The 25845-nt window shown below is 71.8% G+C and carries 23 protein-coding genes and 1 riboswitch; of the genes, 17 read left to right on the forward strand and 6 right to left on the reverse strand.

Features of this window, described 5'->3' with window-relative positions:
• Positions 1-16 precede the first annotated feature (16 nt).
• The 5 genes from ACZ5VQ_RS24650 (at position 17) to ACZ5VQ_RS24670 (ending at position 8476) form a co-directional block, all read left to right on the forward strand.
• Positions 17-1513 carry a CoA-acylating methylmalonate-semialdehyde dehydrogenase gene (locus tag ACZ5VQ_RS24650; RefSeq protein ID WP_362067812.1) on the forward strand — a complete coding sequence of 499 codons (1497 nt, stop codon included), beginning with the start codon at positions 17-19 and terminating at the stop codon, positions 1511-1513.
• Positions 1514-1636: 123 nt separating this feature from the next.
• Positions 1637-2419 carry a GntR family transcriptional regulator gene (locus ACZ5VQ_RS24655; protein ID WP_362067815.1) on the forward strand — a complete coding sequence of 261 codons (783 nt, stop codon included), beginning with the start codon at positions 1637-1639 and terminating at the stop codon, positions 2417-2419.
• Between the two features lie 118 nt (positions 2420-2537).
• The gene (locus tag ACZ5VQ_RS24660) at positions 2538-5006 is read left to right on the forward strand and encodes a SpoIIE family protein phosphatase (RefSeq protein WP_469106745.1); all 2469 of its coding nucleotides are present in this window, start codon (positions 2538-2540) and stop codon (positions 5004-5006) included.
• A gap of 225 nt (positions 5007-5231) precedes the next feature.
• The gene (locus tag ACZ5VQ_RS24665) at positions 5232-7700 is read left to right on the forward strand and encodes a beta-glucosidase (RefSeq protein WP_469106746.1); all 2469 of its coding nucleotides are present in this window, start codon (positions 5232-5234) and stop codon (positions 7698-7700) included.
• Between the two features lie 113 nt (positions 7701-7813).
• Positions 7814-8476 (forward strand): DedA family protein, encoded by a 663-nt coding sequence (locus tag ACZ5VQ_RS24670; protein WP_362067824.1) that lies wholly within the window; start codon positions 7814-7816, stop codon positions 8474-8476.
• A gap of 123 nt (positions 8477-8599) precedes the next feature.
• Here ACZ5VQ_RS24670 and ACZ5VQ_RS24675 read toward each other — a convergent pair whose 3' ends face one another.
• Complete coding sequence (locus ACZ5VQ_RS24675; protein ID WP_469106747.1) at positions 8600-9130, reverse strand: gamma carbonic anhydrase family protein; 531 nt, start codon at positions 9128-9130, stop codon at positions 8600-8602.
• An 86-nt stretch (positions 9131-9216) separates the two neighbouring features.
• On the opposite strand from ACZ5VQ_RS24675, the gene ACZ5VQ_RS24680 reads away from it, so the two are divergent.
• A complete protein-coding gene (locus tag ACZ5VQ_RS24680; protein WP_469106748.1) occupies positions 9217-10035 on the forward strand; it encodes an acyltransferase in 819 nt (272 codons plus the stop codon).
• Between the two features lie 88 nt (positions 10036-10123).
• Here ACZ5VQ_RS24680 and ACZ5VQ_RS24685 read toward each other — a convergent pair whose 3' ends face one another.
• A complete protein-coding gene (locus ACZ5VQ_RS24685; protein ID WP_469106749.1) occupies positions 10124-10975 on the reverse strand; it encodes an EamA family transporter in 852 nt (283 codons plus the stop codon).
• 140 nt (positions 10976-11115) lie between these two features.
• Here ACZ5VQ_RS24685 and ACZ5VQ_RS24690 point away from each other — a divergent pair, with 140 nt between their 5' ends.
• Entirely contained in the window at positions 11116-11688 is a 573-nt protein-coding gene (locus tag ACZ5VQ_RS24690; protein WP_469106750.1) for a helix-turn-helix domain-containing protein, read from the forward strand.
• A gap of 43 nt (positions 11689-11731) precedes the next feature.
• Positions 11732-12289 carry a YbaK/EbsC family protein gene (locus tag ACZ5VQ_RS24695; protein WP_469106751.1) on the forward strand — a complete coding sequence of 186 codons (558 nt, stop codon included), beginning with the start codon at positions 11732-11734 and terminating at the stop codon, positions 12287-12289.
• 9 nt (positions 12290-12298) lie between these two features.
• Here ACZ5VQ_RS24695 and ACZ5VQ_RS24700 read toward each other — a convergent pair whose 3' ends face one another.
• Positions 12299-13438, reverse strand: coding sequence for a cation diffusion facilitator family transporter (locus ACZ5VQ_RS24700; protein ID WP_469106952.1), 1140 nt, complete (start codon positions 13436-13438; stop codon positions 12299-12301).
• Between the two features lie 86 nt (positions 13439-13524).
• On the opposite strand from ACZ5VQ_RS24700, the gene ACZ5VQ_RS24705 reads away from it, so the two are divergent.
• The 3 genes from ACZ5VQ_RS24705 to ACZ5VQ_RS24715 all read left to right on the forward strand — a co-directional run bounded on the left by ACZ5VQ_RS24705 (position 13525) and on the right by ACZ5VQ_RS24715 (position 16034).
• Complete coding sequence (locus ACZ5VQ_RS24705; protein ID WP_362067845.1) at positions 13525-13884, forward strand: ArsR/SmtB family transcription factor; 360 nt, start codon at positions 13525-13527, stop codon at positions 13882-13884.
• Positions 13885-14061: 177 nt separating this feature from the next.
• Complete coding sequence (locus ACZ5VQ_RS24710; RefSeq protein ID WP_469106752.1) at positions 14062-14859, forward strand: VOC family protein; 798 nt, start codon at positions 14062-14064, stop codon at positions 14857-14859.
• 239 nt (positions 14860-15098) lie between these two features.
• Positions 15099-16034 carry an MHYT domain-containing protein gene (locus tag ACZ5VQ_RS24715; RefSeq protein ID WP_469106753.1) on the forward strand — a complete coding sequence of 312 codons (936 nt, stop codon included), beginning with the start codon at positions 15099-15101 and terminating at the stop codon, positions 16032-16034.
• A 32-nt stretch (positions 16035-16066) separates the two neighbouring features.
• Here the strand turns inward: ACZ5VQ_RS24715 and ACZ5VQ_RS24720 are convergent, their stop codons facing one another.
• The 3 genes from ACZ5VQ_RS24720 to ACZ5VQ_RS24730 form a co-directional block, all read right to left on the reverse strand.
• Positions 16067-17203, reverse strand: a complete 1137-nt coding sequence (locus ACZ5VQ_RS24720; protein WP_469106754.1) for a PQQ-dependent sugar dehydrogenase — start codon at positions 17201-17203, stop codon at positions 16067-16069.
• 240 nt (positions 17204-17443) lie between these two features.
• Positions 17444-17851 carry a CoA-binding protein gene (locus tag ACZ5VQ_RS24725; protein WP_469106755.1) on the reverse strand — a complete coding sequence of 136 codons (408 nt, stop codon included), beginning with the start codon at positions 17849-17851 and terminating at the stop codon, positions 17444-17446.
• Between the two features lie 138 nt (positions 17852-17989).
• Positions 17990-19924, reverse strand: a complete 1935-nt coding sequence (locus ACZ5VQ_RS24730) for a TIGR03767 family metallophosphoesterase (RefSeq protein ID WP_469106756.1) — start codon at positions 19922-19924, stop codon at positions 17990-17992.
• A 244-nt stretch (positions 19925-20168) separates the two neighbouring features.
• A riboswitch (cobalamin riboswitch) is annotated at positions 20169-20355 on the forward strand.
• 67 nt (positions 20356-20422) lie between these two features.
• Between ACZ5VQ_RS24730 and ACZ5VQ_RS24735 the strand changes: the two genes are divergently transcribed.
• The 6 genes from ACZ5VQ_RS24735 to ACZ5VQ_RS24760 all read left to right on the forward strand — a co-directional run bounded on the left by ACZ5VQ_RS24735 (position 20423) and on the right by ACZ5VQ_RS24760 (position 25533).
• Complete coding sequence (locus ACZ5VQ_RS24735; protein WP_469106757.1) at positions 20423-21451, forward strand: ABC transporter substrate-binding protein; 1029 nt, start codon at positions 20423-20425, stop codon at positions 21449-21451.
• Positions 21448-22461, forward strand: coding sequence for a FecCD family ABC transporter permease (locus ACZ5VQ_RS24740; protein WP_469106758.1), 1014 nt, complete (start codon positions 21448-21450; stop codon positions 22459-22461). Before ACZ5VQ_RS24735 ends, ACZ5VQ_RS24740 begins: the two co-directional genes overlap by 4 nt.
• Positions 22461-23363 carry an ABC transporter ATP-binding protein gene (locus ACZ5VQ_RS24745; protein WP_469106759.1) on the forward strand — a complete coding sequence of 301 codons (903 nt, stop codon included), beginning with the start codon at positions 22461-22463 and terminating at the stop codon, positions 23361-23363. The genes ACZ5VQ_RS24740 and ACZ5VQ_RS24745 overlap by 1 nt, the downstream gene beginning before the upstream one ends.
• Before the next feature lie 108 nt (positions 23364-23471).
• Positions 23472-24233, forward strand: coding sequence for a hypothetical protein (locus ACZ5VQ_RS24750; protein WP_469106760.1), 762 nt, complete (start codon positions 23472-23474; stop codon positions 24231-24233).
• Positions 24230-24799 carry a SixA phosphatase family protein gene (locus tag ACZ5VQ_RS24755; protein WP_469106761.1) on the forward strand — a complete coding sequence of 190 codons (570 nt, stop codon included), beginning with the start codon at positions 24230-24232 and terminating at the stop codon, positions 24797-24799. The genes ACZ5VQ_RS24750 and ACZ5VQ_RS24755 overlap by 4 nt, the downstream gene beginning before the upstream one ends.
• A gap of 107 nt (positions 24800-24906) precedes the next feature.
• Positions 24907-25533 carry a YigZ family protein gene (locus ACZ5VQ_RS24760; protein WP_359840507.1) on the forward strand — a complete coding sequence of 209 codons (627 nt, stop codon included), beginning with the start codon at positions 24907-24909 and terminating at the stop codon, positions 25531-25533.
• The last annotated feature ends 312 nt before the right edge of the window (positions 25534-25845 follow it).

The following is a 25845-nucleotide window of genomic DNA, read 5'->3' on the forward strand; positions in this document are numbered from 1 at the left end:
GAAAAGGATCCGCACCATGACGAACATCAACCACTGGATCGGGGGGAAGCCCGTCGAGGGCGCCTCCGGCCGCTTCGGCCCCGTCTACAACCCCGCCACGGGCGCCCAGGAGAAGCAGGTGCCCTTCGCCTCTGTGGACGAGGTGGACGCCGCCGTCGCCTCCGCGAAGGCCGCCTTCGAGAGCTGGGGGACCGCCTCGCTGGCCAAGCGCACGACCGTCCTCTTCAAGTACCGCGAGCTGCTCGACGCGCACCGCGACGAGATCGCCGAGCTGATCACCGCCGAGCACGGCAAGGTGCACTCGGACGCGCTCGGCGAGATCGCCCGCGGCATGGAGATCGTCGAACTCGCCTGTTCCGTACCGCAGTTGGTGAAGGGCGAGCTGTCCACGCAGGTCTCCACGCGCGTCGACGTGGCCGCGATCCGCCAGCCGCTCGGTGTCGTCGCCGGCATCACGCCGTTCAACTTCCCGGCCATGGTGCCGATGTGGATGTTCCCGCTGGCCATCGCCTGTGGCAACACCTTCGTGCTCAAGCCGAGCGAGAAGGACCCCTCCGCCTCCTACCGGCTGGCCGAACTCGCCTCCGAGGCGGGCCTCCCCGACGGCGTGCTCAACGTCGTGCAGGGCGACAAGGTCGCCGTGGACCGCCTCCTGGAGCACCCGGACATCACGGCCGTCTCCTTCGTCGGCTCCACGCCCATCGCCAAGTACATCCAGCTCAAGGGCATCGAGCACGGCAAGCGAGTACAGGCCCTCGGCGGCGCCAAGAACCACATGCTCGTACTGCCCGACGCCGACCTGGACTTCGCCGCCGACCAGGCCATCAACGCCGCCTACGGCTCGGCCGGCGAGCGTTGCATGGCCGTGTCCGTGGTCGTCGCGGTCGGCGACACCGGCGACGAGCTGGTCGACAAGATCGCCGAGCGGGCCAAGGGTCTGAAGATCGGCCCCGGCAACGACGCGGCCAGCGAGATGGGTCCGCTCATCACCCGCGAGCACCGTGACAAGGTCGCCTCGTACGTGGCGGGCGCGGCCGCCCAGGGCGCCGAGGTCGTCGTGGACGGCACCGGCTTCACCGTGCCGGGCCACGAGGACGGCTTCTTCATCGGCGTCTCGCTCCTCGACAAGGTGCCGGTCACCGCGGACGCGTACAAGGACGAGATCTTCGGCCCGGTGCTCTGCGTGGTCCGCGCCGAGACGTACGACGAGGCCATCGCGCTGATCAACAGCTCCCGCTGGGGCAACGGCACCGCGATCTTCACCCGGGACGGCGGCGCCGCCCGCCGCTTCCAGCTGGAGGTCCAGGCCGGCATGGTCGGCGTCAACGTGCCGATCCCCGTGCCCGTCGGCTACCACTCGTTCGGCGGCTGGAAGGACTCCCTGTTCGGGGACCACCACATCTACGGCAACGACGGCATCGCCTTCTACACCCAGGGCAAGGTCATCACCACCCGCTGGCCCGACCCGGCCGACAGCGGCGGCATCAACCTCGGTTTCCCCAGCCACTCCTGACGGAAGCCACACCCGAAGGAGGCCGTGCCCGACCCGGGCACGGCCTCACCGAAGCGGTACGGGGCACCGGCACGACCTGACCGGACGCCACGCACCGACGGACACGTGAAGGGAGAGGGCTCCGTGGCAGAGACCGAGACCGTACGTCAGGCGAACGCCGCCGCGTTCGACAGCCTGGAGGTCGCCCTGGACCGGGGCAGCCCGATCCCGCTCTACTACCAGCTCGCCCAGCAACTGGAGTCCGCGATCGAGCACGGGGCGCTCGCCCCGGGCAACCTGCTGGGCAACGAGGTGGACATCGCCGCCCGGCTCGGCCTGTCCCGGCCGACCGTCCGCCAGGCCATCCAGTCCCTGGTGGACAAGGGCCTGCTGGTGCGCCGCCGGGGCATCGGCACCCAGGTCGTGCACAGCCAGGTCAGGCGTTCGCTGGAACTGAGCAGCCTCTACGACGACCTGGCGGCTGCCGGGCAGAGCCCCGCCACCCGGGTGCTGCGCAACGAGATCCAGTCGGCCTCGCCGGAGGTCGCCGCGGCCCTCGGCATCCCCGAGGGCCGGGACGTCATCGTGCTCGAACGACTGCGCTCCACCCACGGCGAACCCGTGGCCCACCTGACCAACTACCTGCCCGCCACGCTCCTCGACCTGGACACCGAACGGCTGGAGACGACCGGCCTCTACCGGACGATGCGGGCCGCCGGAATCACCCTGCACAGCGCCCGCCAGACCGTGGGCGCCCGCTGCGCCACCGCCGACGAGGGGACCCTCCTCGACGAACCGGAGGGAGCCGCGCTGCTCACCATGTGCCGCACGGCGTACGACGACACCGGGCGGGCCGTAGAGTACGGGACCCACGTCTACCGCGCCGCGCGCTACACGTTCGACTTCCAGCTGCTCGTACGGCCCTGATCGGGTACGGTCGCCGGGGCCGCGAGGCCGTCGCGGCGGTACGTTGGGCCCGTACGGCACGGGTGCTCGGAGCGTGGCGTACGGGAACGGACCACTCCCCGGGACGGAGGGGGTCAGAGTGGCGACGAGCGAGGAGAGCGGCGTGGCACGGCGGCGGTTCGACATGGCGGACGCCGCGGTGGTGCTGCTCGACGCGCGCATGGCGGTGGCCGGCTGGACCGGCGACGCCGAGCGGCTGTTCGGCTATCGCCGGGCCGAAGTCGTCGGCCGGGCCGCGGCCGACCTGCTCATGCCCGAGGACGCCGCGCGCCTGCCCGACCTGACCCGCCGCTGTGGCCGCAACGGCGGCTGGACCGGGCTCCTCGCGGTGCGCCACCGCGACGGGCACCCCGTCGTCACGACGCTGCGGGTCGTCCCGGCGGTGGAGGCCGCGGAGGGCCCGCCGCGCTGGGTGGTCCTGGCCGCCGACTCGACCGGCGCCGCGGGCTGGGCCATGAGCCGCACGGTGCTGGAGCGGATGGCCTCGCACTCACCCATCGGCATAGCCATCGTCGACGCTGACCTGCGGTACGTGTGGTCGAACGCGGCCCTGGAGCAGTTCGGCGGCGGACCCGCGCACCAGCGGATCGGGAAACGGCTCGCGGACATCCAGCCGGGCCTGGACGCCCAGGCCCTGGAGGCCGTGATGCGCCAGGTCCTGGAGACCGGCGAGGCCGTCGTCGGCTACGAACACGTCGGTACGGTCCGCTCGGCGCCGCACCGCGACACGGCCCACGCGATGTCGTTCACCCGGCTCGACGACGACAACGGCAACCCGATCGGCGTGTACTACACGGTGGTGGACGTCACCGAGCGCTACCGGGCCCGCGAACGCCTCACCCTCCTGGACCAGGCGGGCAAGCGCCTCGGCCGCACCCTGGACGTCATGCGCACCGCCCAGGAGCTGGCCGACGTGGCAGTGCCGGGACTCGCCGACTTCGTCGCCGTCGATCTGCTGGAGACCGTCCTCGAAGGGGACGAGCCCGTCTCCGGGCCACTGAGCGGGACGGACGTGGTGCCGTTGCGGCGGGCCGGCCACCAGTCGGTGAACGAGGGTGTCCCGGAGGCCGTGGTCGAGATCGGTGAGGTGGCCGCCTACCTGGCCGGAGCACCCCCGATCCGTGCGCTGACCGGCGGCCGGTCCTGGATCGAGGAGCGGCTCGACCCGCTGGCCCCGGAGTGGGCCACAGACATCGCCGGCGACCGGGCCGCCACCTTCCTCGAACTCGGACTGCACACCGCGATGATCGTGCCGGTGCGGGCCCGCGGCACCACGCTCGGGATCACCACGTTCTTCCGGCGCCACCGTCAGGACCCCTTCGACCAGGACGACCTGGGCCTGGCCGAAGAGTTCGTCTCCCGTGCGGCCCTGTGCCTCGACAACGCCCGCCGCTACACCCGGGAACGCGACGCGGCCCTCGTACTGCAGCGCCATCTGCTGCCGCACCGGCTCCCCGAGCAGGACGCGATGGAGGTCGCCGCCTGCTACCGGCCGGCCGATGAGCTGACGGGACTCGGCGGGGACTGGTTCGACGTCATCCCGCTGTCGGGCGCGCGGGTCGCCCTGGTGGTGGGCGACGTCGTCGGCCACGGCATCGAGGCCGCCGCGGCCATGGGCCGTCTGAGAGCCGCCGTACAGACCCTCGCCGACCTGGACCTCCCGCCCGAGGAGGTGCTCGCCCACCTCGACGACCTGGTCGACCGGGCCGGATACGAGGACGACTCCGAGGCGGCCCCGCGCGCCGACGGCGTACGGGCGAAGGGCGCCAGCTGTCTGTACGCGGTGTACGACCCGGTCGGCGGCCGGTGCTCCATGGCCGCCGCGGGCCACGGTCTGCCCGCGATCGTCGCCCCGGACGGCACGGTCGACTTCCCCGAGCTGCCGCCGGGACCCGCGCTCGGTGTGAGCGGCCCGCCGTTCGAGTCGGTCGAACTGCCGCTCGCGGAAGGCAGTGTGCTCGCCCTCTGCACCGACGGCCTGCTCGCCGCCGAGGGGCCGGCGCCGCAGCGGGACGCAGCCGCCGACCGGGAGCGGCTGCGCCGGGTGCTCGAACGGCGGGCGCCCAGCCTCGACGACCGCTGCCAGGCCGTGGTGGAGGCGCTGGTCCCGGCCCGTCCGCCGGACGACGTGGTGCTGTTGATGGCCCGCGCCCGCCGGCTGGACGCGGAACGGACGGTGTCCTGGGAGCTGCCCAGCGACCCGGCGGCCGTCGCCGACGTGCGCAAGCGGACGTCACGGCAGCTGTGCGAGTGGGGCCTGGACGAGCTGACCTTCACCACCGAACTCGTCGTCAGCGAACTCGTCACCAACGCCATCCGGCACGCCTCCGGGCCGATAAGACTGCGGCTGATCATGTCGCGGACCCTGGTCTGCGAGGTCTGGGACGCCAGTCCCACCGCCCCGCACCTGCGGCACCCGAAGACGACCGACGAGGGCGGCCGCGGCCTGTTCCTGGTCTCCCAGTTCACCCAGCGGTGGGGCACCCGCTACACCCAGGACGGCAAGATCATCTGGACCGAGCAGTCACTCACGGGCCCGGAGATCTGAGCGGGCCGGGAGCTACGAGCGGGCCGGCGCAGCGGCGCGACATGGCGGCGCGGAATGGCCGTGATGCACCGAGGTGCGACATGTTTTCGCCCTGCCCGTTGTGCCTAACGGTGTATTAAGTAACTTTTGTCGCATAGTGCGTCCGGAGGTCTACCCCGGACTGGCCGCCCGCGCGCCCCCGCGGTTCGCCTCCTCGTGCCCGTACCCAACGAGGAGTGACGCCTCATGTCCGACACCGTGTCCCGGCGGTCCGTCCTGCGCCTGCTGAGCGGCGCGACCGCCGTCGCCCTGGCCGCGACCGCGGGGCCCCCGTCCCTCGCGCACGCGGCTGCCACCCGCCGACCACCGGCCGCGGGCCCCCGCGTCGAGGGACTGCTCACCAAGCTCACCCTGGACGAGAAGCTCTCCCTGCTGCACGGCGCCACCGACCCCAAGGCCCTCGGCCAGGCCGGCTACGTGCCCGGCGTGGAACGGCTCGGCATCCCGCCGCTGCGCCTCGCCGACGGCCCCGCCGGAGTCCGCGTCAAGCAGCACGCCACCGCCCTGCCCGCGCCCGTCCTGCTCGCCGCTGCCTTCGACCCCGGCCTCGCCCGCCGCTACGGCCAGGTCATCGGCCGCGAGGGCCGCGCCCTCGGCCAGGACGTGCTGCTCTCCCCGATGGTCAACCTCATCCGCACCCCGTACGCGGGCCGCAACTTCGAGACGTTCAGCGAGGACCCGCTGCTCTCCGCCGACCTCGTGGCCGAGGAGATCAAGGGCATCCAGGGCGAGGGTCTCATCGCGACCGTGAAGCACTACGCGATGAACAACCAGGAGAAGGACCGCGACTCCATCGACGTACGGGTCGACGAGCAGACCCTCAACGAGGTCGAGCTGCGCGCCTTCGAGGCCGCCGTCGGCGCCGGCGCCCGCGCGGTCATGGGCGCCTACAACAAGGTCAACGGCACCTACGCCTGCGAGAGCAAGGAACTCCTCACCGGCGTCCTCCGCGACCGCTGGGGCTTCGAGGGCTGGGTGATGACCGACTGGCACGCGGCCCACAGCACGGTCGCCTCGCTCACCGCGGGCCTCGACATGGAGATGCCGAACGGCAAGTACTTCGGGGCCGCGCTGAAGACGGCCGTCCAGAACGGGAGCGTCTCCGAGGAGTACGTCGACCGGGCCGTGCGCCGCATCCTCACCACCATGGACGACTTCGGGATGCTCGACGGCAGCGCCCCGCCCCGCCCGGCACGCAACCCGTCGGCGGGCGCGGCGGTCGCCCTGGAGGTCGCCAAGGCGGGCGCCACGCTCCTGCACAACAGGAACGGCATGCTGCCCCTGACCGGCGAGGCCGCCCGCAGCATCGCCGTCGTCGGCCCCACCGGCTCGCTGCCCTTCGTCAGCGGAGGGGGCAGCGCCCACGTCGTCCCCGACCACGCCGAGCGCCCGCTCGACGCCATCAAGTCCCGTGCAGGACAAGGCGCCCAGGTGTCCTACGCGCTCGGCGAGGACCTCTTCGGCAAGCCCCTGCCCGAGGACGCGCTCACCGAGGGCATCGACTCGGAGGGCCAGCAGGTCGCCGCCGGGAAGACCTGGACGTACAAGGGGACGCTCACCGTCGAGGACGACGACGAGTGGACCTTCGTCGTCCACTACTCCGGAACGCGGCCCAAAGTGCTCCTCGACGGAGTCGACCTCTTCCCGGTGGCGACCGGGCTCGCGGAGTACTTCGCGGGCGGTCTGGTGTCGGCCGCGCCCGACGGGCTCGCGGTGCGCCGAAGGGCACTCGCTCTCTCCGCCGGAGAGCACCGGGTCGAGATCACCGCGAAGGGCGGCGCCCAGGGGCAGACGTTCCGGCTGCGGCACGTCACCGGTGCGACCCGCGCCCAGGACGTCGCCGAGGCGGTGAAGGCGGCGCGGGCCGCGGAGAGCGTCGTGCTCTTCGCCTACGAGGACGCCACCGAGAACCAGGACCGCACGACCCTCGCGCTCCCCGGCCACCAGGTCGATCTGATCGAGGCGGTGACAGCGGTGAACCCCCGTACGACCGTCGTCCTCAACACCTCCTCCTCGACGTCGATGCCGTGGCTGGAGCGCACCGCCGCCGTGCTGCAGATGTACTACCCGGGCCAGGAGGGCGCGGCCGCCACCGCCGCCGTCCTGTTCGGCGACTGCGACCCCGGCGGACGGCTCACCCAGACCTTCCCGGCGGACGACGACCACCACCCGGTCGCGGGCGACACGCGCCGCTACCCGGGCGTGAACGGCGTCGAGGAGTACTCGGAGGGCGTCCACGTCGGCCACCGCTGGTACGACGCCGAGAACGTGCGGCCGCTGTTCCCGTTCGGGCACGGACTCTCGTACACCTCCTTCGTGTACGAGGGCCTGGGCGTGCAGCGGACCGGGGACGGTCTTGAGGTGGTGTTCACCGTGCGGAACACGGGACGGCGGGCCGGGGTCGACATCCCGCAGGTCTATGTGGGCCCCTCGCCGGACCTCCAGGTCGACCAGGCCGCAAGGGTGTTGGGCGGCTATCAGCGGCTCACGCTGACGGCGGGGGAGTCGCGCAGGGTCACCGTGCGCGTCGAAGAGCGCACGCTCTCCTCGTGGAACGCCGAGCGGCACAGCTGGGTGCTCGGCACCGGGCGGCGGACCGTGTGGGTGGGGGCCTCGGCGGGTGAACCGCGGCTCAGCGGGAGCGTGCAGGTGTGAGGCCGACGGGACACCGTGCAGTCCAAGTGACCGGGTAGGCTGCCCGGCGTGCGCCCGGCCCCGGGCGCACGCCGGGCCAGCCCCGGATCGCGGTGAATCGGGAGGAACCGGCGTTGCACGTCCAGGAGTGGCTAGAGACCGTGCCTGCGGTCAGCATCTACGCGCTGGTGGGCCTGGTCATCGGCCTGGAGAGCCTGGGCATTCCACTGCCGGGCGAGATCATCCTCGTCTCCGCGGCGCTGCTCGCCTCGCAGCACGGTGACATCAACCCCGTCGTCCTCGGCGCCTGCGCCGTCGCCGGCGCGATCATCGGCGACTCCATCGGCTACGCCATCGGCCGCAAGGGCGGACGCCCACTGCTGGCGTGGCTCGGCGCCAAGTTCCCCAGGCACTTCAGCGAGGGCCATATCGCCACCGCCGAGAAGTCCTTCGAGAAGTGGGGCATGTGGGCCGTGTTCTTCGGCCGCTTCGTCGCCCTGCTCCGGATCTTCGCGGGCCCGCTCGCGGGTGTGCTGCGCATGCCGTACTGGAAGTTCCTGACCGCCAACGTCCTCGGCGGCATCCTCTGGGCCGGCGGCACCACCGCGGTCATCTACTACGTCGGCGTGGTCGCCGAGTCCTGGCTCAAGCGCTTCTCCTGGCTCGGCCTGGTCCTGGCCCTCCTCATCGGCCTCACCTCGATGCTCGTCCTCAAGCGCAAGGCGAAGAAGGTCTCGGCAGAGCGAGAGGCCGAGCGGTCGGCGGCAGAGCGCGAGCCGATCCCGGCGACCGACTAGGCGACCGAGCGGCTGCGCCCTGTGACGGGGCGCAGCCCCTGTCCAGGGGCGCGGGGCTGTGACATTTGCGGCTCCGCCGCGGGGCGCGACCAGCCACGCGAACCCGCAGACCGCCGACTCGCTCTACTCCCCGTGTGCTTCTCGGTGCGTCTTGGCGAGTTCCACATAGAACGTTCCGTTCAACGAGATCCCCTCCCGCTCCTCCTCCGTGAGTTCCCGCTTCACCTCGGCGGGAACACCCGCGACGAGCGACCCCGGCGGAACCCGCATCCCCTGAGGCACCAACGCCTGCGCGGCAACCAGCGACCCCGCCCCGATCACCGCCCCGTTGAGAATCGTCGCGCCCATCCCGACCAGGCAGTCGTCCTCGACAGTGGCACCGTGCACCACGGCGTTGTGCCCGATCGACACCCGCTCCCCGACGGTGACGGGGAACCCGGGGTCGACATGCAGCGTGCAGTTGTCCTGCACGTTGCTGTCCGCGCCGATGACGATGGGCCCGCACTCGGCCCGCAGCACCGCCCCGTACCAGACACTCGCGCCCGGGTGCAGCGTCACCTCGCCGAGCACCACGGACATCGGGGCGACGAACGCCTCCTGATCCACCTTCGGATCCTTGCCGCCCACGCCCGCGATCAGCGCCTCGTGCGTCATCGCCGTCTCCTCGTTCTCGTTGGTACCGGCACCGTAAGGGATCCGGCCACCGCACGGTGGGGCGAAGATCACAGGCGCCCGAGCTCATGGCCGGGCGTCACGCTGAGTACGGTGAGCGGGTGCCCAAGCGCAAGAACACGTTCTCATCCCGGCGGCGCCGACTCGTCCAGCGCGCCGTCCACGCGGGCTGGTCCTGGGTGCAACGAACGGGCGCGGTGACCGCCGAGCGGCCCGGACGACTGCACTTCGGGGCGATGGGAACAGGTACCAGGCTGGCGTTCCCGCAGGGCACCGTCTTCGGCGAGCCGTGGATCCATCTCGGCGACCACTGCATCATCGCCGAACAGGTCACTCTGACCGCGGGGTTGATGCCCGACCTCGACCTCGGCCCCGAACCCATCCTCCGCATCGGGGACGGTGTCGTCCTCGGCCGCGGCAGCCACGTCATCGCCGACACGACGGTCACGATCGGCAGCGACTGCTACTTCGGGCCGTACGTGTACGTGACGTCCACCAACCACTCGTACGACGACCCCCATGAGCCCATCGGCAAGCAGTGGCCGCGGATGGAGCCGGTGGAGATCGGCCCGGGCTGCTGGATCGGCACGGGCGCGGTCATCCTGCCCGGCGCGCGCATCGGGCGGAACGTCGTGGTGGCGGCCGGCGCGGTCGTGCGCGGTGTCGTGCCCGACCACGCGGTGGTGGCCGGGGCGCCGGCCAGGGTCGTACGCCGCTGGACCTCCGGCGAGGGCTGGCAGCCGCCGCTGCGCACGCCCGCGCCGGTGCCGATTCCCGACGGGGTCACACCGGAGCAGCTGCTCGCGCTGGCGGAGCTGGACGCGGAGAGCATCGCCGGGCTGCGGGCCGTCGAGGACGCCCACGAGGACGTACGAGCCGAGTCCTGACCGGCCGGGTCCGGTCGGGGACGTGGCTGTCCGAGGCCGGTCGGCCCTCGGCACGTCACCCCGTGGGAAAGGGGTGCCCGGTCGTGACTCAGCCCGTGGCGAGCAGCACCGTGCCCACCAGCGCCAGGCCCGCGCCCGCCGCCTGGATCCCGCGCAGCCGCTCGCTGAGGAAGCCGCGTGCGGCGAGGGCCGTCACCACCGGGCAGAGCGAGGCGAGGACGGCGGCCACGGTGACCGGGCCGCGCTGGGCGGCCAGCGAGTACGTGCCGTTGGCGGCCACGTCCGCGAGACCGACGAACGCCAGGGCCGGAACGGACTCCCACGCGATCCTCGGGGGAGCCACGCTGCCGCGCCGGACGGCGACGTACAGGGCCGTGCCTCCCGTGACCACGTTCGTGACGCGCTGTACGAACAGGGCGAGGAAGAGGCCGGTGAGGGTGGACGACGCCTCGGCGATCAGGGCCATCACCGCACCGAAACCGAACGCCGCGACCAGGGTGAGCAGCACGGCCTGCCGCTGCACGGGTGCGCCCCTGAAGTGCGGTCCGCCCGCGAGGACGACTCCCACGACGGCTACCGCGATGCCCGCGAACTGCACTAGGCCGGGGCGCTCGCCGAGGACGAGGCCCACCGCCACGGGGACGGCGATGCTGAGCGAGGCGAGCGGCGAGACGACGCCCATCGGGCCGAGGGCGAGCGCCTTGTAGAAGGCCAGCATTCCGACAGGCCCGACGAGTCCCGCCGCCACCGCGAACCACAGCTGCGGACTCGCCTCGCTCCAGGCGCCGGTGACGAGGACGATCGCACCGAGCACGACGGCGGCGATCGACTGCGAGACGACCACGACCGTCAACGCGGGCGTACGTCGTGCCAGCAGACCTCCGCCGAAGTCGGCCAGCCCCCACAGGAGGCTTGTGGCCAGGGCGAAGAGTGCTGTCATCGGATGCCTCGCAGTACAGTTCGATGAACGATTCGGTGCACCACACCGTAGTGTAGTTCATTGAACTCTGTCATCCAGAATATTGAACGAGCCTCATGGGAGCCGAGCCTCATGAGAACCACGAGAACATTGGACGGAAAGTGTCGGACCTCGACCTGCTGACCCAGTCCCTGGCGCGTAACGTCAAGCGCTGGCGCACCGAGCGCAACTTCACCCTGGACGCGCTCGCCGCCCGCGCGGGGGTCAGCCGCGGCATGCTCATCCAGATCGAGCAGGCCCGGACCAACCCCAGCCTGGGCACCGTCGTCAAGATCGGTGACGCGCTCGGCATCAGCATCACCACACTGCTCGACTACGAGCAGGGCCCGAAGGTCAGGATCGTCCCGGCCGACCAGGCCGTGCGGCTCTGGCACACCGACGCGGGCAGCTACAACCGGCTCCTCGCGGGCACCGAGGCGCCCGGCCCGCTGGAGATGTGGGACTGGCTGCTGATGCCGGGCGAGGGCAGCCCCTCCGACCCCCACCCCGCGGGCACGGTCGAGCTCCTCCACGTCACGAAGGGCGAACTGACGCTGACCGTCGACGGCGCGGAGTACCGGGTCCCCGCGGGCGCGAGCGTCTCCTTCGAGGCCAACACCCCTCACACGTACGCCAATTCGGGCGACGAGCCGCTGGAGATGGTCATGGCCGTGTCGGTCCCGGGCGTGCACTGAGACCCTCGTCCGGCGCCGTGCGCAGGGCTGTTAGCGTGCCGTCATGCGCGCACCCATCGGACAGTTCGACGACGCCACCCCCGCTCCCGACTGCCTCGACACACTGACCCGCCCGGTCGCCGACGCCGTACGCCAATGGCGCGGCACCGTTCCCGCCGACCGGATCGTGTACGTCGACACCGAGCCGGAGTGGGCCGACACCGCCACCTTCGTCGAGCACTACGGCAAGGACCTCCTCGACCGGTCGGCCAACTGCGTGGTCGTCGCGGGCAAACGCGGCGGGGAGAGCACGCTCGCCGCGTGCGTCGTGCTCTCGACCACCCGAGTCGACGTGAACGGCGCCGTGCGCCGCCAACTCGGGGCGCGCAAGGCCTCGTTCGCCTCCATGGACACGGCGACCGGCGAGACCGGCATGGAGTACGGCGGCATCACGCCGATCGGACTCCCCGCGGACTGGCCGGTGTTGGTGGACTCGGCGGTGGTCGACCTCCCGTACGTGCTGGTCGGCAGCGGCCGCCGACGGGGGAAGCTGCTCGTTCCGGGCAAGGTGTTCGCGGAGCTGCCGAACGCCGTGGTGCTGGAGGGGCTCGGGGTCGCCTGACCGCTTCCCTCAGGCGGCCGTGTGGTGGGCCAGCGCCAGGTGGGGGTCCGTCTCGCCCGGCGCCGGTGACGGGTCCGCGTGGACCAGAGCCGCGGTGAGCCCCGGGACGGCGTGCAGCAGGGCGTGCTCGGCCTCGACCGCGATGCCGTGGGCCTGCCGTACGCTCGCCTCGCCGTCGACGACCACCGCCACCTCGGCCCGCAGGCGGTGACCGATCCAGCGCAGCCGCAGCTCACCCACCGCCTGCACGCCCGGCACCTCGTGCAGCGCCCGCTCGGCCGTGTCGACCAGCTCCGGGTCGATCGCGTCCATGACCCGGCGGAAGACCTCGCGCGCGGCGTCGCGCAGCACCAGCAGCAGGGCGGCCGTGATCGCCAACCCGACCACCGGGTCGGCGAGTTGCCAGCCGAGCGCCGCGCCGCCCGCGCCGAGGAGCACGGCGAGCGAGGTGAACCCGTCGGTGCGCGCGTGCAGCCCGTCCGCGACGAGCGCGGCCGAGCCGATCTCGCGGCCGACGCGGATGCGGTAGCGGGCCACCCACTCGTTGCCCGCGAAGCCGATGACGGCCGCCGCGGCGACGATCGGGATGTGCTCGACCGGGCGGGGTACGAACAGCCGGTCGATCGCGGTCCAGCCCGCGAAGACCGCGGAGGCGGCGATCGTCAGCACGATCACGAGTCCCGCCAGGTCCTCGGCCCGGCCGTAGCCGTATGTGAACCGGCGGGTCGCCGCCCTCCTGCCCAGCACGAAGGCGATGCCGAGCGGTACGGCGGTCAGCGCGTCCGCCGCGTTGTGCACGGTGTCGCCCAGCAGCGCGACCGAACCGGAGACCGCGACGACCGCCGCCTGCGCCACCGCGGTCACGCCGAGGACGGCCAGCGAGATCCACAGGGTGCGGATGCCCCGGGCCGAGGATTCGAGGGCCGGGTCGACCTTGTCGGTGGACGCGTGGGAGTGGGGCTTGAGGAGGTGGGCGACGCGGTGGGTGAGACGGTGACGGAGATCGTGGCGGAGGCCTTGGCGGGCGCGGGGCGGGTGCCCGGCACCGTGCGCGTGGCCGGGGGCGCCGAGGCCCTGCCGGTGCCCGTGGTGGTGGTGCTCGTGCCCGTGCCCGTCCTGGTGGCTGTGCCCGTGGTGCCCGGAGCTCACAAGGGTCCCCTTTCCGGTTTCCGGTGCGCTCGGTTTTCCGGTGTGCTCGGTGGACTCGACGACGTCCACGGGCCCATTATGTGCGTATGAGCGCACGCATGCACCTATCACCTGCGAACGATGAGCATCCGCGCACGCCGGGCGAGGAGCAGTTCGCCCTCGCCGCGGAGGTGCTCGCCCTCCTGGGGGACCGCACCCGGCTCGTCCTGCTGCACGCCCTGGCCGCGGACGAGGCCGACGTCACGACGCTCACGGAGCGCTGCGGCGCGGCCCGTCCGGCCGTCAGCCAGCACCTGGCGCGGCTGCGGCTCGCGGGTCTCGTCAACACGCGCAAGGAGGGCCGCCGGGTGATCTACTCCCTGCGCGACGGCCACCTGCGCCGGGTCGTGGACGAGGCCCTGAACCTGGCCGATCACCGGCTGAGCGACCGGCCGGCGCACGACTGAGGCGGCCTGTTTCGGGCCGGGCCCTCGGGTACTCGGGGCGTGAGCCGGAAACCGCCTCCGGGCGCGGGGCGCCGATGCGGGTGATGCTGGAGGTGACGCAACCACGGCCCCGAGGGTGCTTCCGACGCTGTCGGACGTCCGCGTGCGCCGGTCAGCCCGATTCAGGACGGTACTGCCATGAACCGCGACGCAACACTCCGAAGCGACGTCATCTCCAGCCATGCGGTGGTCGGTGCCCCGTGCTGGGTCAGCCTGACGGCGCGCGACCAGCAGGCCGCGGAGGACTTCTACCGGGCGGTGCTCGGCTGGCGCTTCCGGGAGGCCAGGCTGATGGACCGGTTCCGGATCGCGTACGCGGAAGGGGTGCCCGTCGCGGGCATCGCCGCCGTGGCCTCCATGTGGCAGATGGCCGTCGCCTGGACCCCGTACTTCGCCGTGGGCAGCGCGGACGAGGCCGTCGCCCGGGGCCAGGAGCGCGGCGGTACGACGGCGGTCGGGCCCATCGGCTTCCCGCCGGGCCGCGCCGCCCTGCTGGCCGACCGCGACGGCGCCGTCTTCGGCATCTGGGAGGGCCAGCTCGTCGCAGGCTGGGAGACCTGGCGCCGGGCGGCCCCGGCCTTCCTGCGGCTGCACACGCGCAACGCCTTCGACGCCGCGATGTTCTACGGGGAGGTCCTGGAGTGGGCGACCTCGGAGCCCGGTTGCATCGAGGTCCACTACGACGGCGACGAGGTCGTGCTGCGCAGCGACGGGGACGTGGTGGCCCGTATCCACTCCGGTGCGGTGGAGGCGGCGCCCGATCCCACGGTCCGGCCGCACTGGCAGGTCCACTTCGCGGTCGACGATGTCGACGCGTGCGTGCGTGCGGCGCTGGCCCACGGGGGCACGGTCCAGGAGGGCGCGTCCGCGCTGGAGGCGGTGCTGCGGGACCCCGACGGTGCGCAGTTCACGGTGGCTTCGCGGAAGGAGCGGTGAGGCCGTTCCTGCCGTAGCGGTGGGGCCGTGCCCGACGGAGCGATGGGGACCGCACTGCCGGAACGGTGGTATCGCGTCACCAGAATGAATGCCTCCGGCTGAAAAAAGCCCATCGATGACCGGAATTGATGGACGCAGCATGCAGTTCACTGCGAATCGATCGAAAACGCTTGCTCCCGCCTGTCACGGCGCGTACATCTGTCCCCCGCAACACTTGTTTTCCGGGGGGATTCTGGCATATGCAAGGAACTGTCGACGGATTCAGCTACGGACTGATCACGCCGCTGGCCGCCTACGTCATGGCGTGCCTGGGAGCGGCCCTGGGGCTGCGCTGCATCACCCGATCACTGCGCAACGACCAGTCGTGGAAGCCGGGGTGGCTGGCGCTGGGAGCGGCATCGATCGGATGCGGAATATGGACGATGCATTTCATCGCCATGATCGGATTCCAGGTGGAGGAAAGCCGTATTCGCTATGACGTCGGCCTGACTGTTCTCAGTCTCGCCGTGGCGATTGTCGTCGTCGGCCTGGGCGTCTTCGCCGTCGGTTACCGCGGCGCGAACACGGCGACCCTGCTCATGGCGGGCACCTTCACGGGCATCGGGGTCGCGGCCATGCACTACATAGGCATGGCGGCCATCCGAGTGAACGGCAGCCTGGAGTACGACGTCCGCACAGTGGCACTCTCCGTCGTGATCGCCGTCGTCGCCGCGACCGCCGCGCTCTGGGCCGCGGTCGCGATCCGCGGCTTCATGACCAGCCTGGGGGCCAGCCTCGTCATGGGCGTCGCAGTCTCCGGCATGCACTACACGGGCATGGCGGCCGTCAGCGTGCACCTCCACGGCGCGACCGGCTCGCCCGGCGTCGGCGGCTCCGCCCACTCGCTCCTGCTCCCCATGCTCCTCGGCCCGGCCCTCTTCCTGCTGCTCGCGGGAGTGGTGGTCATGTTCGACCCGATGCTGGTCCTCGGGGACGGCGACTGGCGGCGACCCGTCGTCGGCCGACGCGCGCCCACACCACAGGCGAGCTGGGCCCAGGAGCCCGGCTCCCTGTTCGAGGCGCCGTCCGATGCGGGTCACCGCTCGTACGGACAAGACGAGGGTCACCGCTCGTACGGACAAGACGAGGGTCACCGCTCGTACGGACAAGGGGCGCCGGTGCCGCGCAACTGGTGAGCGTGCGCCGGCTCCGCCTCAGCGAGTAGTGGTCACACCGGGTCGATGCGGGAGACGGAGCCACCGATGGCGAGGACGTACAGTTCGCCATCGCCGTCCTGCACGAACGAGATGACCTCCCCGCCGTTGACTCCGAGGTCGCTCTCGCCGGTCACCTTCCCGTTCTTCATCCGCAGCGTGCGCAGGGTGCCGTCGCAGTAGTCGCTGAACACGTACTGCCCCTTGAGGGCCGGGATCGCCTTGCCGCGGTAGACGTATCCGCCGGTCACCGAGCAGCCCAGTCCGGTGCGGTCGTACTCGTGGACCGGCGGCACGTGGTTCGCGGGTTCCGTTCCGCCCCGGAAGGGATGGGTGCCCTCCATCTGGGACCAGCCGTAGTTCTCGCCGCCCCCGCTCCTCGCCGGGGCCCAGTCGATCTCCTCCCAGTCGCTCTGGCCGACGTCGCCGATCAGCAGGTCGCCGGTGCGCGCGTCGAAGGAGAACCGCCACGGGTTGCGCAGCCCGTACGCCCAGATCTCGTCCTTCGCGTTCGGATCGTTCACGAAGGGGTTGTCCCGCGGGATCGCGTACGGCTTGCCGCCCAGCGGGTCGATCCGCAGCATTTTGCCGAGCAGCGTGTCGAGTTTCTGTCCGTTGCCGTGCGGGTCGCCGCCCGAGCCGCCGTCGCCGAGCGCGATGTAGAGGTAGCCGTCGGGGCCGAACCTGATGTCACCGCCGTTGTGGTTCGGGTAGGGCTGCGTCTGGGTGATGACCGTGCGCCGGGTGCTGGGCCGGATCTTGCCGTGCCGCACGGCGAACTCGTCCACGGTGCTGGTGCCTTCGAGATTCGTGAACGAGATGTAGAAGTGCGCGAACCTCTTGTCGAACGCGATGCCCAGCAGGCCGCGTTCGCCGTCGGTGGTGGTCTCGCCGGATATGTCGAGGACGGGCTCGCCGAGCCCCTTGTCGTCCAGGACCCGTACCGTGCCCGCGCGTTCGGCGATCCAGACCGTGCCACCGGGCCCGGCGGCGCCGGCGATCGGGTTCTGGGCTTTGGCCACTTCCTTCAGCGCGACCTTCGCCGCCTGACGTGGGGCGGTGGGCTCGTCGGCGGACGCCGTGGTCAGGGCGAGGGATGCGACGAGGCAGATGGTGCCGATGAGCGCCGTGCTGCGGGTGCGAACTTTCACCGTGACCCTCCATGAGGCGGGGAATGGGGAAGTCACCCGGCTGCCTGGGGCAGGGTTGTGTGGGTGTCGCCCGAGCCAGCACGCAACCTGGGTGGGGGGATCGTGTGCCGCTGGCCACGGATGAGGATACTGGGGCAGGGCGGTTTGGCCTAGACCAATAACCGGCCCAACTGCCCCTGTTCTGCTGTGGGTTCACATCCCGCTCTGCTGTGGGTTCACCTCCCGCACCCACCGTGCACGTCAGCCCAGGCGCGGGATCTCGATCGCCGGGCAGCGGTCCATGACCATGTCGAGGCCGGCCGCGCGGGTGCGGTCGTAGGCGGACTCGTCGATGACGCCCAGCTGGAACCAGACCGCCTTGGCACCGATGGCGACCGCCTCGTCGGCGACGGGGCCGGCGAGGTCGCTGTTGACGAACACGTCGACGACATCGACCTCGAAGGGGATGTCCTCCAGCGAGGCGTACCCCTTTTCGCCGTGGACCGTCTCTGCCTTGGGGTGGACCGGGACTATGCGCTTGCCGTAGCGCTGGAGGACGTTCGCCACGCCGTACGCGGCGCGCCGCTCGTTCGACGACAGGCCCACGATCGCCCAGGTGTCGCCGAGCTCGCTGAGGATCTTGCGGATCGTTGCCGGGTCGCCGTACACGGTCGGCCTCCTTGGGATGCGTACGAGAGCTGCTGCGCGCGACAACAGTGAGAGCGGCGCGGTGATTCCCCCCGCCACCGGGCTCGCGCCGAGGCGGCCACCGGGCTCGCGCCGGGCAGCGGCCTCGGCGCGACGGCCTCAGCGTGTCGCGGAGGCGGCCACCAGCAGTTCCACGTTGCGGTCGCCGGGACCGCCGGCCCAGCTCTCGTGGACGCCCTTCGTCATGCCCGTGGCCAGGTCGGGAGCGTTGTACGACAGCTCCCGGTACAGGGAGGCGAGGCCCACCGCCGACAGGTCGGCGAAGTCCGGGTCGGTGCGGTGCGGTGCGGCGGACTCGACGAGGGTCGCGAACAGGGACACCGTGCCGTCCCCGTTGTCGGCGAGTTCGATCACGCGGGCGTGGTGCGGATAGTCCAGGTGGGAGGCGGTGTTGACCTCCCAGAAGGACCGGGCGGGCGTGGCGTGCGCGTGGGGCGTGATCCGGTTGACATGGCTGTGGCCGTTGATCCAGGCCACCACGTTCGGGAACCGGTGGAGGAGGGCGAGGACCTCGGCGCCGTCGTGCCGCGGCTCCTCCGTACGGGCGGCGTCGGGGCGGCGGGTCATGCTCGGGCTGTGGTGGTGGCTGAAGACCAGGACGTGGGCGTCGTCGGCCCCGGCGTTGCGTACGAGACGGCCGTCGGCGTCGTAGGACCGGGAGCTGTGCGCGGCCAGCGTCCGCTCCAGCCAGCGGAGTTGATCGGTGCCCAGCGAGCCCTCGTAGTGGCCGCTGCGGTACGTCGTGTCGATGCTGATGCCGATGACGTTCTCGGCCACCCGGAAGGTGTAGTACATCCGGTCGCCGTCGAGGTTGTTCTCCGTGTAGCCGTGGCCGACCGGGCCCGCGCCGGTGCGCGCGGGGTCGAGATGCGCGGCCAGGTAGTCGTGCGGGGTGCACGGGCGGCGCCGTTCGTCGGCCGTCACGGTCCGCGCCGAGGCCGTGTGCCGCTTCAGGATCGCCGTGAGCACCTCGCTCTTGGGGTCGTCGCCGGAGTTCAGCGCCTTCGCGTAGGCGGCCGCGTCCGTGTCCGGGACCGACAGCAGCTTGCGGGAGCCGACGGCGAAGTCGCCCAGCGCGGGTGACAGACAGCCGCCGGGTATGTCGTCGTGGTTGCCGACCGTGGAGTACCAGGGGATGTCGAGCCCCGGGCTGGTCACGGGCCGTATCGCGGCGTCGAGGAAGCCGGGGATGCGGGGCAGCCCGCGCCGCTTGTCGAGGTCGCGCAGGGCCGCGTCGTCCGGATGCCAGTAGAGGGGCAGGCCGGAGTTCTGGACGCCTTCGTACGCCGACGGATCCCCGGTGTTGGGCGTGATCCTGCCGCCGCTCATCAGCGTGAGGAACCACTCCAGTTCGATCGCGGAGTTGTTGTCGATGTTGTCGCCCGTCGTCATCACGAACGAGGGCGCGAGACCGGTGTACGGACCCTCGCCGAGCGCGTTCACCTGCTCCACGAGCGCCACCGCCCCCGCCACCGTCAGCGCCTCCTGAGCTCGCCACGCGGCAGGCTTGCGCGACCGCAGGAACTCGGTGCGCAGCGGGTTCTGCACGTCGGTGAGGTGGAGGTCGGTGAACTGCACGAAGCACGCGAGGGGTGTACGCCGGTCCTGGCGGCCGGTGGCGGCAGGCGCAAGGTCTCCGCGTACGACCACGGGCCAGCCGGGGCCCGGGACGAGCCGTCGGTAGGTGCCGGCGTGCGCGCGGCCTCCGAGGCGGGCCGTCGTCTCCAGGGTGGTCGTCGCGTACGGGGCCGCGCGTCGCGGCGTCGGCCGTCGGGTGGCGGGGGCCGGCTGCGGGGCCGCACTCTCCGACGCGGGCTGCACGGAGGGGGCCGGGCGCTGCCGTGGGAGGACGGCCGCCGCTCCTCCGGTCGCTCCCGCCGCGACGGCACCGGACGCGAGCAGAAAGCGGCGACGGTTGATCGAGGATGCGGGCGAGGACGAGGACGAGGACGGGGGCGGTGACGGTGACGGGGAAGCGGGTGTGGACGAGGGCGGGGGAGTGGGTGCGGTACCCGCCATTTCGATCCCGGTCATGGGGTGGCCCTCCGGTGCCTCCGAGAGACTCAGCTAGCGGAACCACTCATTCAGGCCGCGGGGGCAGGGCTGTGGGCAGGGGTGTGGCGTAGCCGTGAACACCGCCGGAACAGGTGGAGCGGCTGCTGGGCCCCGCCCTGCCGGTCCGTCCGCCCATCCGTTCGCCGATCTGTCCGCCAGTCTGTCCGCCAGTCTGTCCGCCAGTCTGTCCGCCGGTCCGTCCGCCGGTCCGCGAGACCCGCCGTGATAGCTTGCCGAGGCCAGTCGAACCCATGTACGTGGGTCAGGGAATCCGGTGGGAATCCGGAGCTGACGCGCAGCGGTGAGGGTGACGGGCGTGGCATCGGCCACTGGACCGGCATGACGGTCCGGGAAGGCGCCTCGTCCGGGTGACCCCGAGTCCGAAGACCTGCTGGCGGCCTCCGCGGTCACGCGCCGACGGGGGAGCACCGTACGACCGGGCTCCGCGTTCGAGCCCTCGACGCCTGAGGAACTCCCGTGCCCGTAGCACGTCTTGCTGCCCGTCCCGCTGCCCTGGTCCTGTCCGGGGCTCTCCTGCTGACCGGCTGCGGTTCGGGGGACTCGTCGTCCGACACGGACTCGGGGGCCGCCGTCACCCTCGACAACTGCGGCGAGACCGTACGCGTCGAGTCTCCGCCCGAGCGGGCCGTGTCCCTCAACCAGGGCACCACCGAGATCATGCTCTCGCTCGGCCTCGCCGACCGCATGGCCGGCACCGCCACCTGGACCGACCCGGTGATGAAGGGCCTGGAGAAGGCGAACGCGAAGGTGGAGCGGATCGCCGACAACAACCCCTCCTTCGAACGGGTCCTGGACGCCGACCCCGACTTCGTCGCTGCCTCGTTCGTGTCGACACTCGGCAAGGGCGGCGTGGCCACCCGGGAGCAGTTCGAGAAGCTCGGCGTGCCCGCCTACGTCTCGCCCTCCGACTGCGTCGGCAAGGACAACGACTCGGGCGGCGACGGCGCGCGGAAGAAGGCCCTCGGCATCGACGCCGTCTACGGCGAAGTGCGCGACCTGGCCCAGGTGTTCGGCGTCGAGAAGCGGGGCGAGCAGCTCGTCGCAGACCTCAAGCGGCGGACGAAGAAGGCCACTTCGGGGATCGACGCCTCCGACGTCACCCTCCTGTACTGGTTCGCCAACTCCGACTCGCCCTACATGGCGGGCTGTTGCGGCGCTCCCGGCGTCATCACCCGGACCCTCGGCGCGAAGAACGTCTTCGACGACACGCACGAGGAGTGGCCCCAGATCAACTGGGAGACCGTCGCCGACCGCGACCCCGACGTGCTCGTCATCGGCGACCTGACGCGCAAGTCGCAGACCGCCGAGTCCGCGAAGAAGAAGATCGAGTTCCTGGAGTCCGACCCGGTCACCAAGAACATGACTGCAGTAAAGAAGAAGCGGTACGTCCTGCTCAGCGGGCAGGCGATGAACCCGACCATCCGCACGGTCGAGGGCGTCGAGCAAGTCGCCTCCGCCCTGCGGGAGTTCGGGCTCGCCGGGTGACACGGCCGCGCCTGGGACTGCTCATCGCCGCGGGCGTCGCCCTGCTCCTCCTGTCCGTCGCCGTCGCGATCACCATCGGCCCCGCGGACATCCGGGTCGGCGACGTCTGGTCCGTGGTCGCGTCCCATCTCGGCTGGGGCAGCTCGGAGTTGACCCCGATCCGGGAGGGGATCGTCTGGGAGCTGCGCTTGCCGCGCACGCTCCTGGCGGCCGTGTGCGGGGCCGGACTCGCCGTGTGCGGCGCGGTGATGCAGTCCCTGCTGCGCAACCCGCTCGCCGACCCGTTCGTCCTCGGTGTGTCCTCGGGCGCCTCGACGGGCGCCGTGACCGTGGTCGTCCTCGGCGTCGGCGGGGGCCTGGTATCGGTCTCCGCGGGCGCGTTCCTCGGCGCGGTGCTGTCCTTCGGGCTCGTGCTGCTGCTCAGCCACACGCTCGGCGGGGCGACGGACCGTGTGGTGCTGAGCGGGGTCGCCGCGATGCAGCTCTTCTCGGCGCTCACCTCCTTCGTCGTGATGACCGCCGCCGACGCCGAGACCACCCGCGGGGTGCTGTTCTGGCTGCTCGGTTCGCTGAGCGGGGTCGGCTGGACCGACGTCTGGGTGTGCTTCGCGGTGCTCGCGGTGACGCTGCTGGTGTGCCTCGGGTACGCGCGGACGCTCGACGCGTTCGCCTTCGGCCAGGACGCCGCCGCGACGCTCGGGGTCTCCGTCGCCCGTACGCGACTGGTGCTGCTCTGTGCCACGGCGTTGCTGACCGCCGCGCTCGTCAGCTCGGCGGGTGCGATCGGCTTCGTCGGCCTCGTACTGCCGCATGCGGCAAGGGCGTTGGTGGGGTCCGGGCACGCCCGGCTGCTGCCGGTCACGGCCCTCGCCGGAGCGGTGTTCCTGGTGTGGGTGGACACCCTGGCCCGTACCGTCCTCGATCCCCAGGAGGTACCGGTGGGCGTGGTGACCTCACTGATCGGCGTACCGGTGTTCGTGCTGGTGCTGTACCGGACGCGGAGGGCGTGATGACGACGGAGGACATCAAGAACACCGGGCCCACGCGGGCGGCACCGGGAACCGGGCGCACGCAGGCGGCACAGGGCGCTGGGCCCGCGCTTGCCGCGCAAGGGGCCGGGCACGCGCAGGCGGCACCCGGAGAGGGCCTCCGCGCCCACCGCGTCACGCGCACCGCCGACGACCGTGTCATCCTCGACGGCGTCAGCATCACCCCAGCCCCCGGCACCACCGTCGGACTGCTCGGCCCGAACGGCTCCGGCAAGTCCACCCTCCTGCGTCTCCTCGCCGGCGTCCTCGCTCCCGCCTCCGGTGTCGTCACCCTCGACGGCAGCCCCCTCGCCGAACTGGGCCGCCGCGACATCGCCCGCCGTGTCGCCGTGGTAGAGCAACAGGCGGACACCCAGGTCGAGTTGAGCGTCCTGGATGTCGTACGGCTCGGCCGCACACCCCATCGCCGCGCCTGGACCCCCGCGTCCGAGGCGGACGAGCGGGCCGTGCGCGACGCGCTGGAGCGCACCGGCCTGACCGGACTCGCCCGCCAGTCCTGGCACACCCTCTCCGGCGGCGAGCGGCAGCGCGTGCAGATCGCCAGAGCCCTCGCCCAGGAACCCCGCGAACTGCTCCTCGACGAACCGACCAACCACCTGGACATCCAGCACCAGCTCGACCTGCTGACCCTCGTCACCTCGCTCCCGGTCACCAGCGTCGTCGCCCTGCACGACCTCAACCTCGCGGCGATGTACTGCGACCGGCTCGTCGTCCTGCGCGAGGGGCACGTCGTGGCCTGCGGCAGTCCGGGCGACATCCTCACGGAAGAGCTCATCGCCGAGGTGTACGGGGTCAGGGCCGCCGTCACACGGGAGGGCCCCGACGACCGGCCGCACGTGCGCTTCCTGGGCACCGTGAGTTGACCGGTGCACCGGTGAATCATGCTGGCCGCACCGGTGATTCGCGAACACGTGTCCGGAAATGACGTCCGCCTCCCTGCGCCGGACCCCGCACGCGCCTACGCTCACCCCGTGCTGCGTATCACCGACGCCCGAACCGGCGAGCCCACCGACGCCACCCCCGCCCGCCGGGGCCTGACCCGCGTCGAGGCCCATGTGCCCCGCCCCGACACCACAGGCCTGCGCGTGCTCCTGGTCGCCGACGTCCTCGTACGCGCCCTGGAGATCAGCGGGACGCCCGTCTGGACCGTACTGACCGGCACGGAGGGGCGTACGGAACTCCGGGCCCGCGCCGCGGCACTCGGTATCCGGCCGTTCGAGGACGAACGGGACAGCGGATCAGGCCTCGGCGAGGCCCAGGTGCTGCACGTGAGCGCCCCGGAGGTTGGTGCGGTGGACGGGGCGGGTGAGGACGGCGAGGCGGCGAACGGTCTGCGGGTCGAGGTCGCCCCGGCCGACGCCGAGAGCGGAGTGGCGGACGACGACGAGCGCGCCTCGGCCCTCCGCCTCGCCCTGCTCGCATGCCCCCGCCGCGAACCCCTCCGGCTCGACGAGACCGCCCTCACCGACGCCGAGGACACCCTGCGGCGCTGGCGAGGCGCCGTCGCCACCTGGGCGACCCGGCCGTCCGGCCCCATCCCCGATCCCGTACGCCAACAGCTGCGCGCCGCCTGGGAGGACGACCTGGACGTGCCCGCCGTACTCGCCGTGCTGCGCAAGGTGGAGACGTCGGGGACCGTCCCGGACGGCGCCCGATTTGAGACGTACGCCTACGCGGACCGGCTCCTCGGGCTCGAACTCACCCGTGACATCGGCCGCGGGACCCCCTCGTGATCGCGCGCGCCGGAACGGGCCCGCTGCGCCGCCTGGTCGTCCTGCGGCACGCCAAGTCGGCCTGGCCGGACGGCGTCCCCGACCACGAGCGGCCGCTCGCCCCGCGCGGGCGCCGCGACGCCCCGGCCGCCGGACGCGCGCTGGCCGACATCGACTGCCTGCCCGACCTGGCGCTCTGCTCCACCGCCGTACGCGCCCGGCAGACCTGGGAGCTGACCGCCGGACAGTGGGGCACGCCGCCTCCCGTACGCCACGATCCGCGGTTGTACGGGGCCGACGTTCCCGAGCTGCTCGAAGCGGTGCGCGAAGTGTCCACGCACACCAAGACGTTGCTGCTGATCGGGCACAACCCCGGGCTGGAGGACCTGGTGCTCGCCCTAGCCGGCGACAGCCTCGACGACGCGCTGGCCGACGTACGGAGGAAGTTCCCCACGTCGGCCATCGCGGTCCTCGCCTGGCACGGCGACGAATGGGGCTCCCTCGGCACCGGCACGGCACTGCTCACCGACATGATCGTGCCGCGGGGACAGAGGCCGGGACGGAGGCGGGGATCAAAGGGGAGCTGATCCCCGCCCGCGAGGAGGGCCGGTCGCGAGGAGAGCCGTCCGCGTGGGAAGCCGGTCGCCACGGACCGGTCGGCCGCACGCGCGCGTGCAGCGCATACGCTGGCCCGATGCAGGACGAGTACCGCACGGTGGCCCGCGCAGGCGTGCACGAGACCGAGATCAACCGCTCACGCTTCCTCTGCGCACTGGCGCCGGCGGCCACCGAACAGGAGGCCCAGGCCTTCCTTGCCGCCGTCCGCAAGGAGCACGCCGACGCGACGCACAACTGCTTCGCCTACGTCATCGGCGCCGACGCCTCCGTCCAGAAGGCGAGCGACGACGGGGAACCGGGCGGCACGGCGGGCGTCCCGATGCTCCAGATGCTGCTGCGGCGCGACATGCGGTACGTCGTCGCGGTCGTCACCCGCTACTACGGAGGCGTCAAACTCGGCGCGGGCGGGCTCATCCGGGCCTACGGCGGCGCGGTGGGCGAGGCCCTCGACACCCTCGGCACGATCACACGTAAACGCTTTCGTCTGGCGACCGTGACGGTCGACCACCAGCGGGCGGGCAAGGTGGAGAACGACCTGCGGTCGACCGGCCGCGAGGTGCGCGACGTGCGCTACGGGGAGGCCGTCACCATCGAGATCGGGCTGCCGGACGCCGATGTCGAGGCATTCCGGGGCTGGCTGGCCGACGTCACGGCCGGGACCGCCGGTTTCGAACTGGGCGGAGAGGCGTACGGGGACGCCTAGGGCCGAGCGCATAGCCGCCCGGCCGGACCGGGGCTTACGAACCTGCCAGGGGTCTCTAAAATAAGTCGACGGCATGACCACCGCGACGTCACAACTTCCCTACAGCGAGCGGTAATTCGGGCGTTTGCCCAGGTCCGCACTTCACGAGCATCAGGCGTTTGATCATAATGTGGAGGGGCTGTGTCCTTCTCGGTCGGCGGCGTGGTCCGGCGGTACGTCCGGCCGAGGCCGGACCGAAGGGACCCCGCCCCGGCAGGTCAAGGATCGGACGGGGGCGTCGCCACTCCTCGGCCGTTCGCCAAGGACAAGGAG

It is taken from the genome of Streptomyces sp. NPDC033178, from assembly GCF_055577685.1.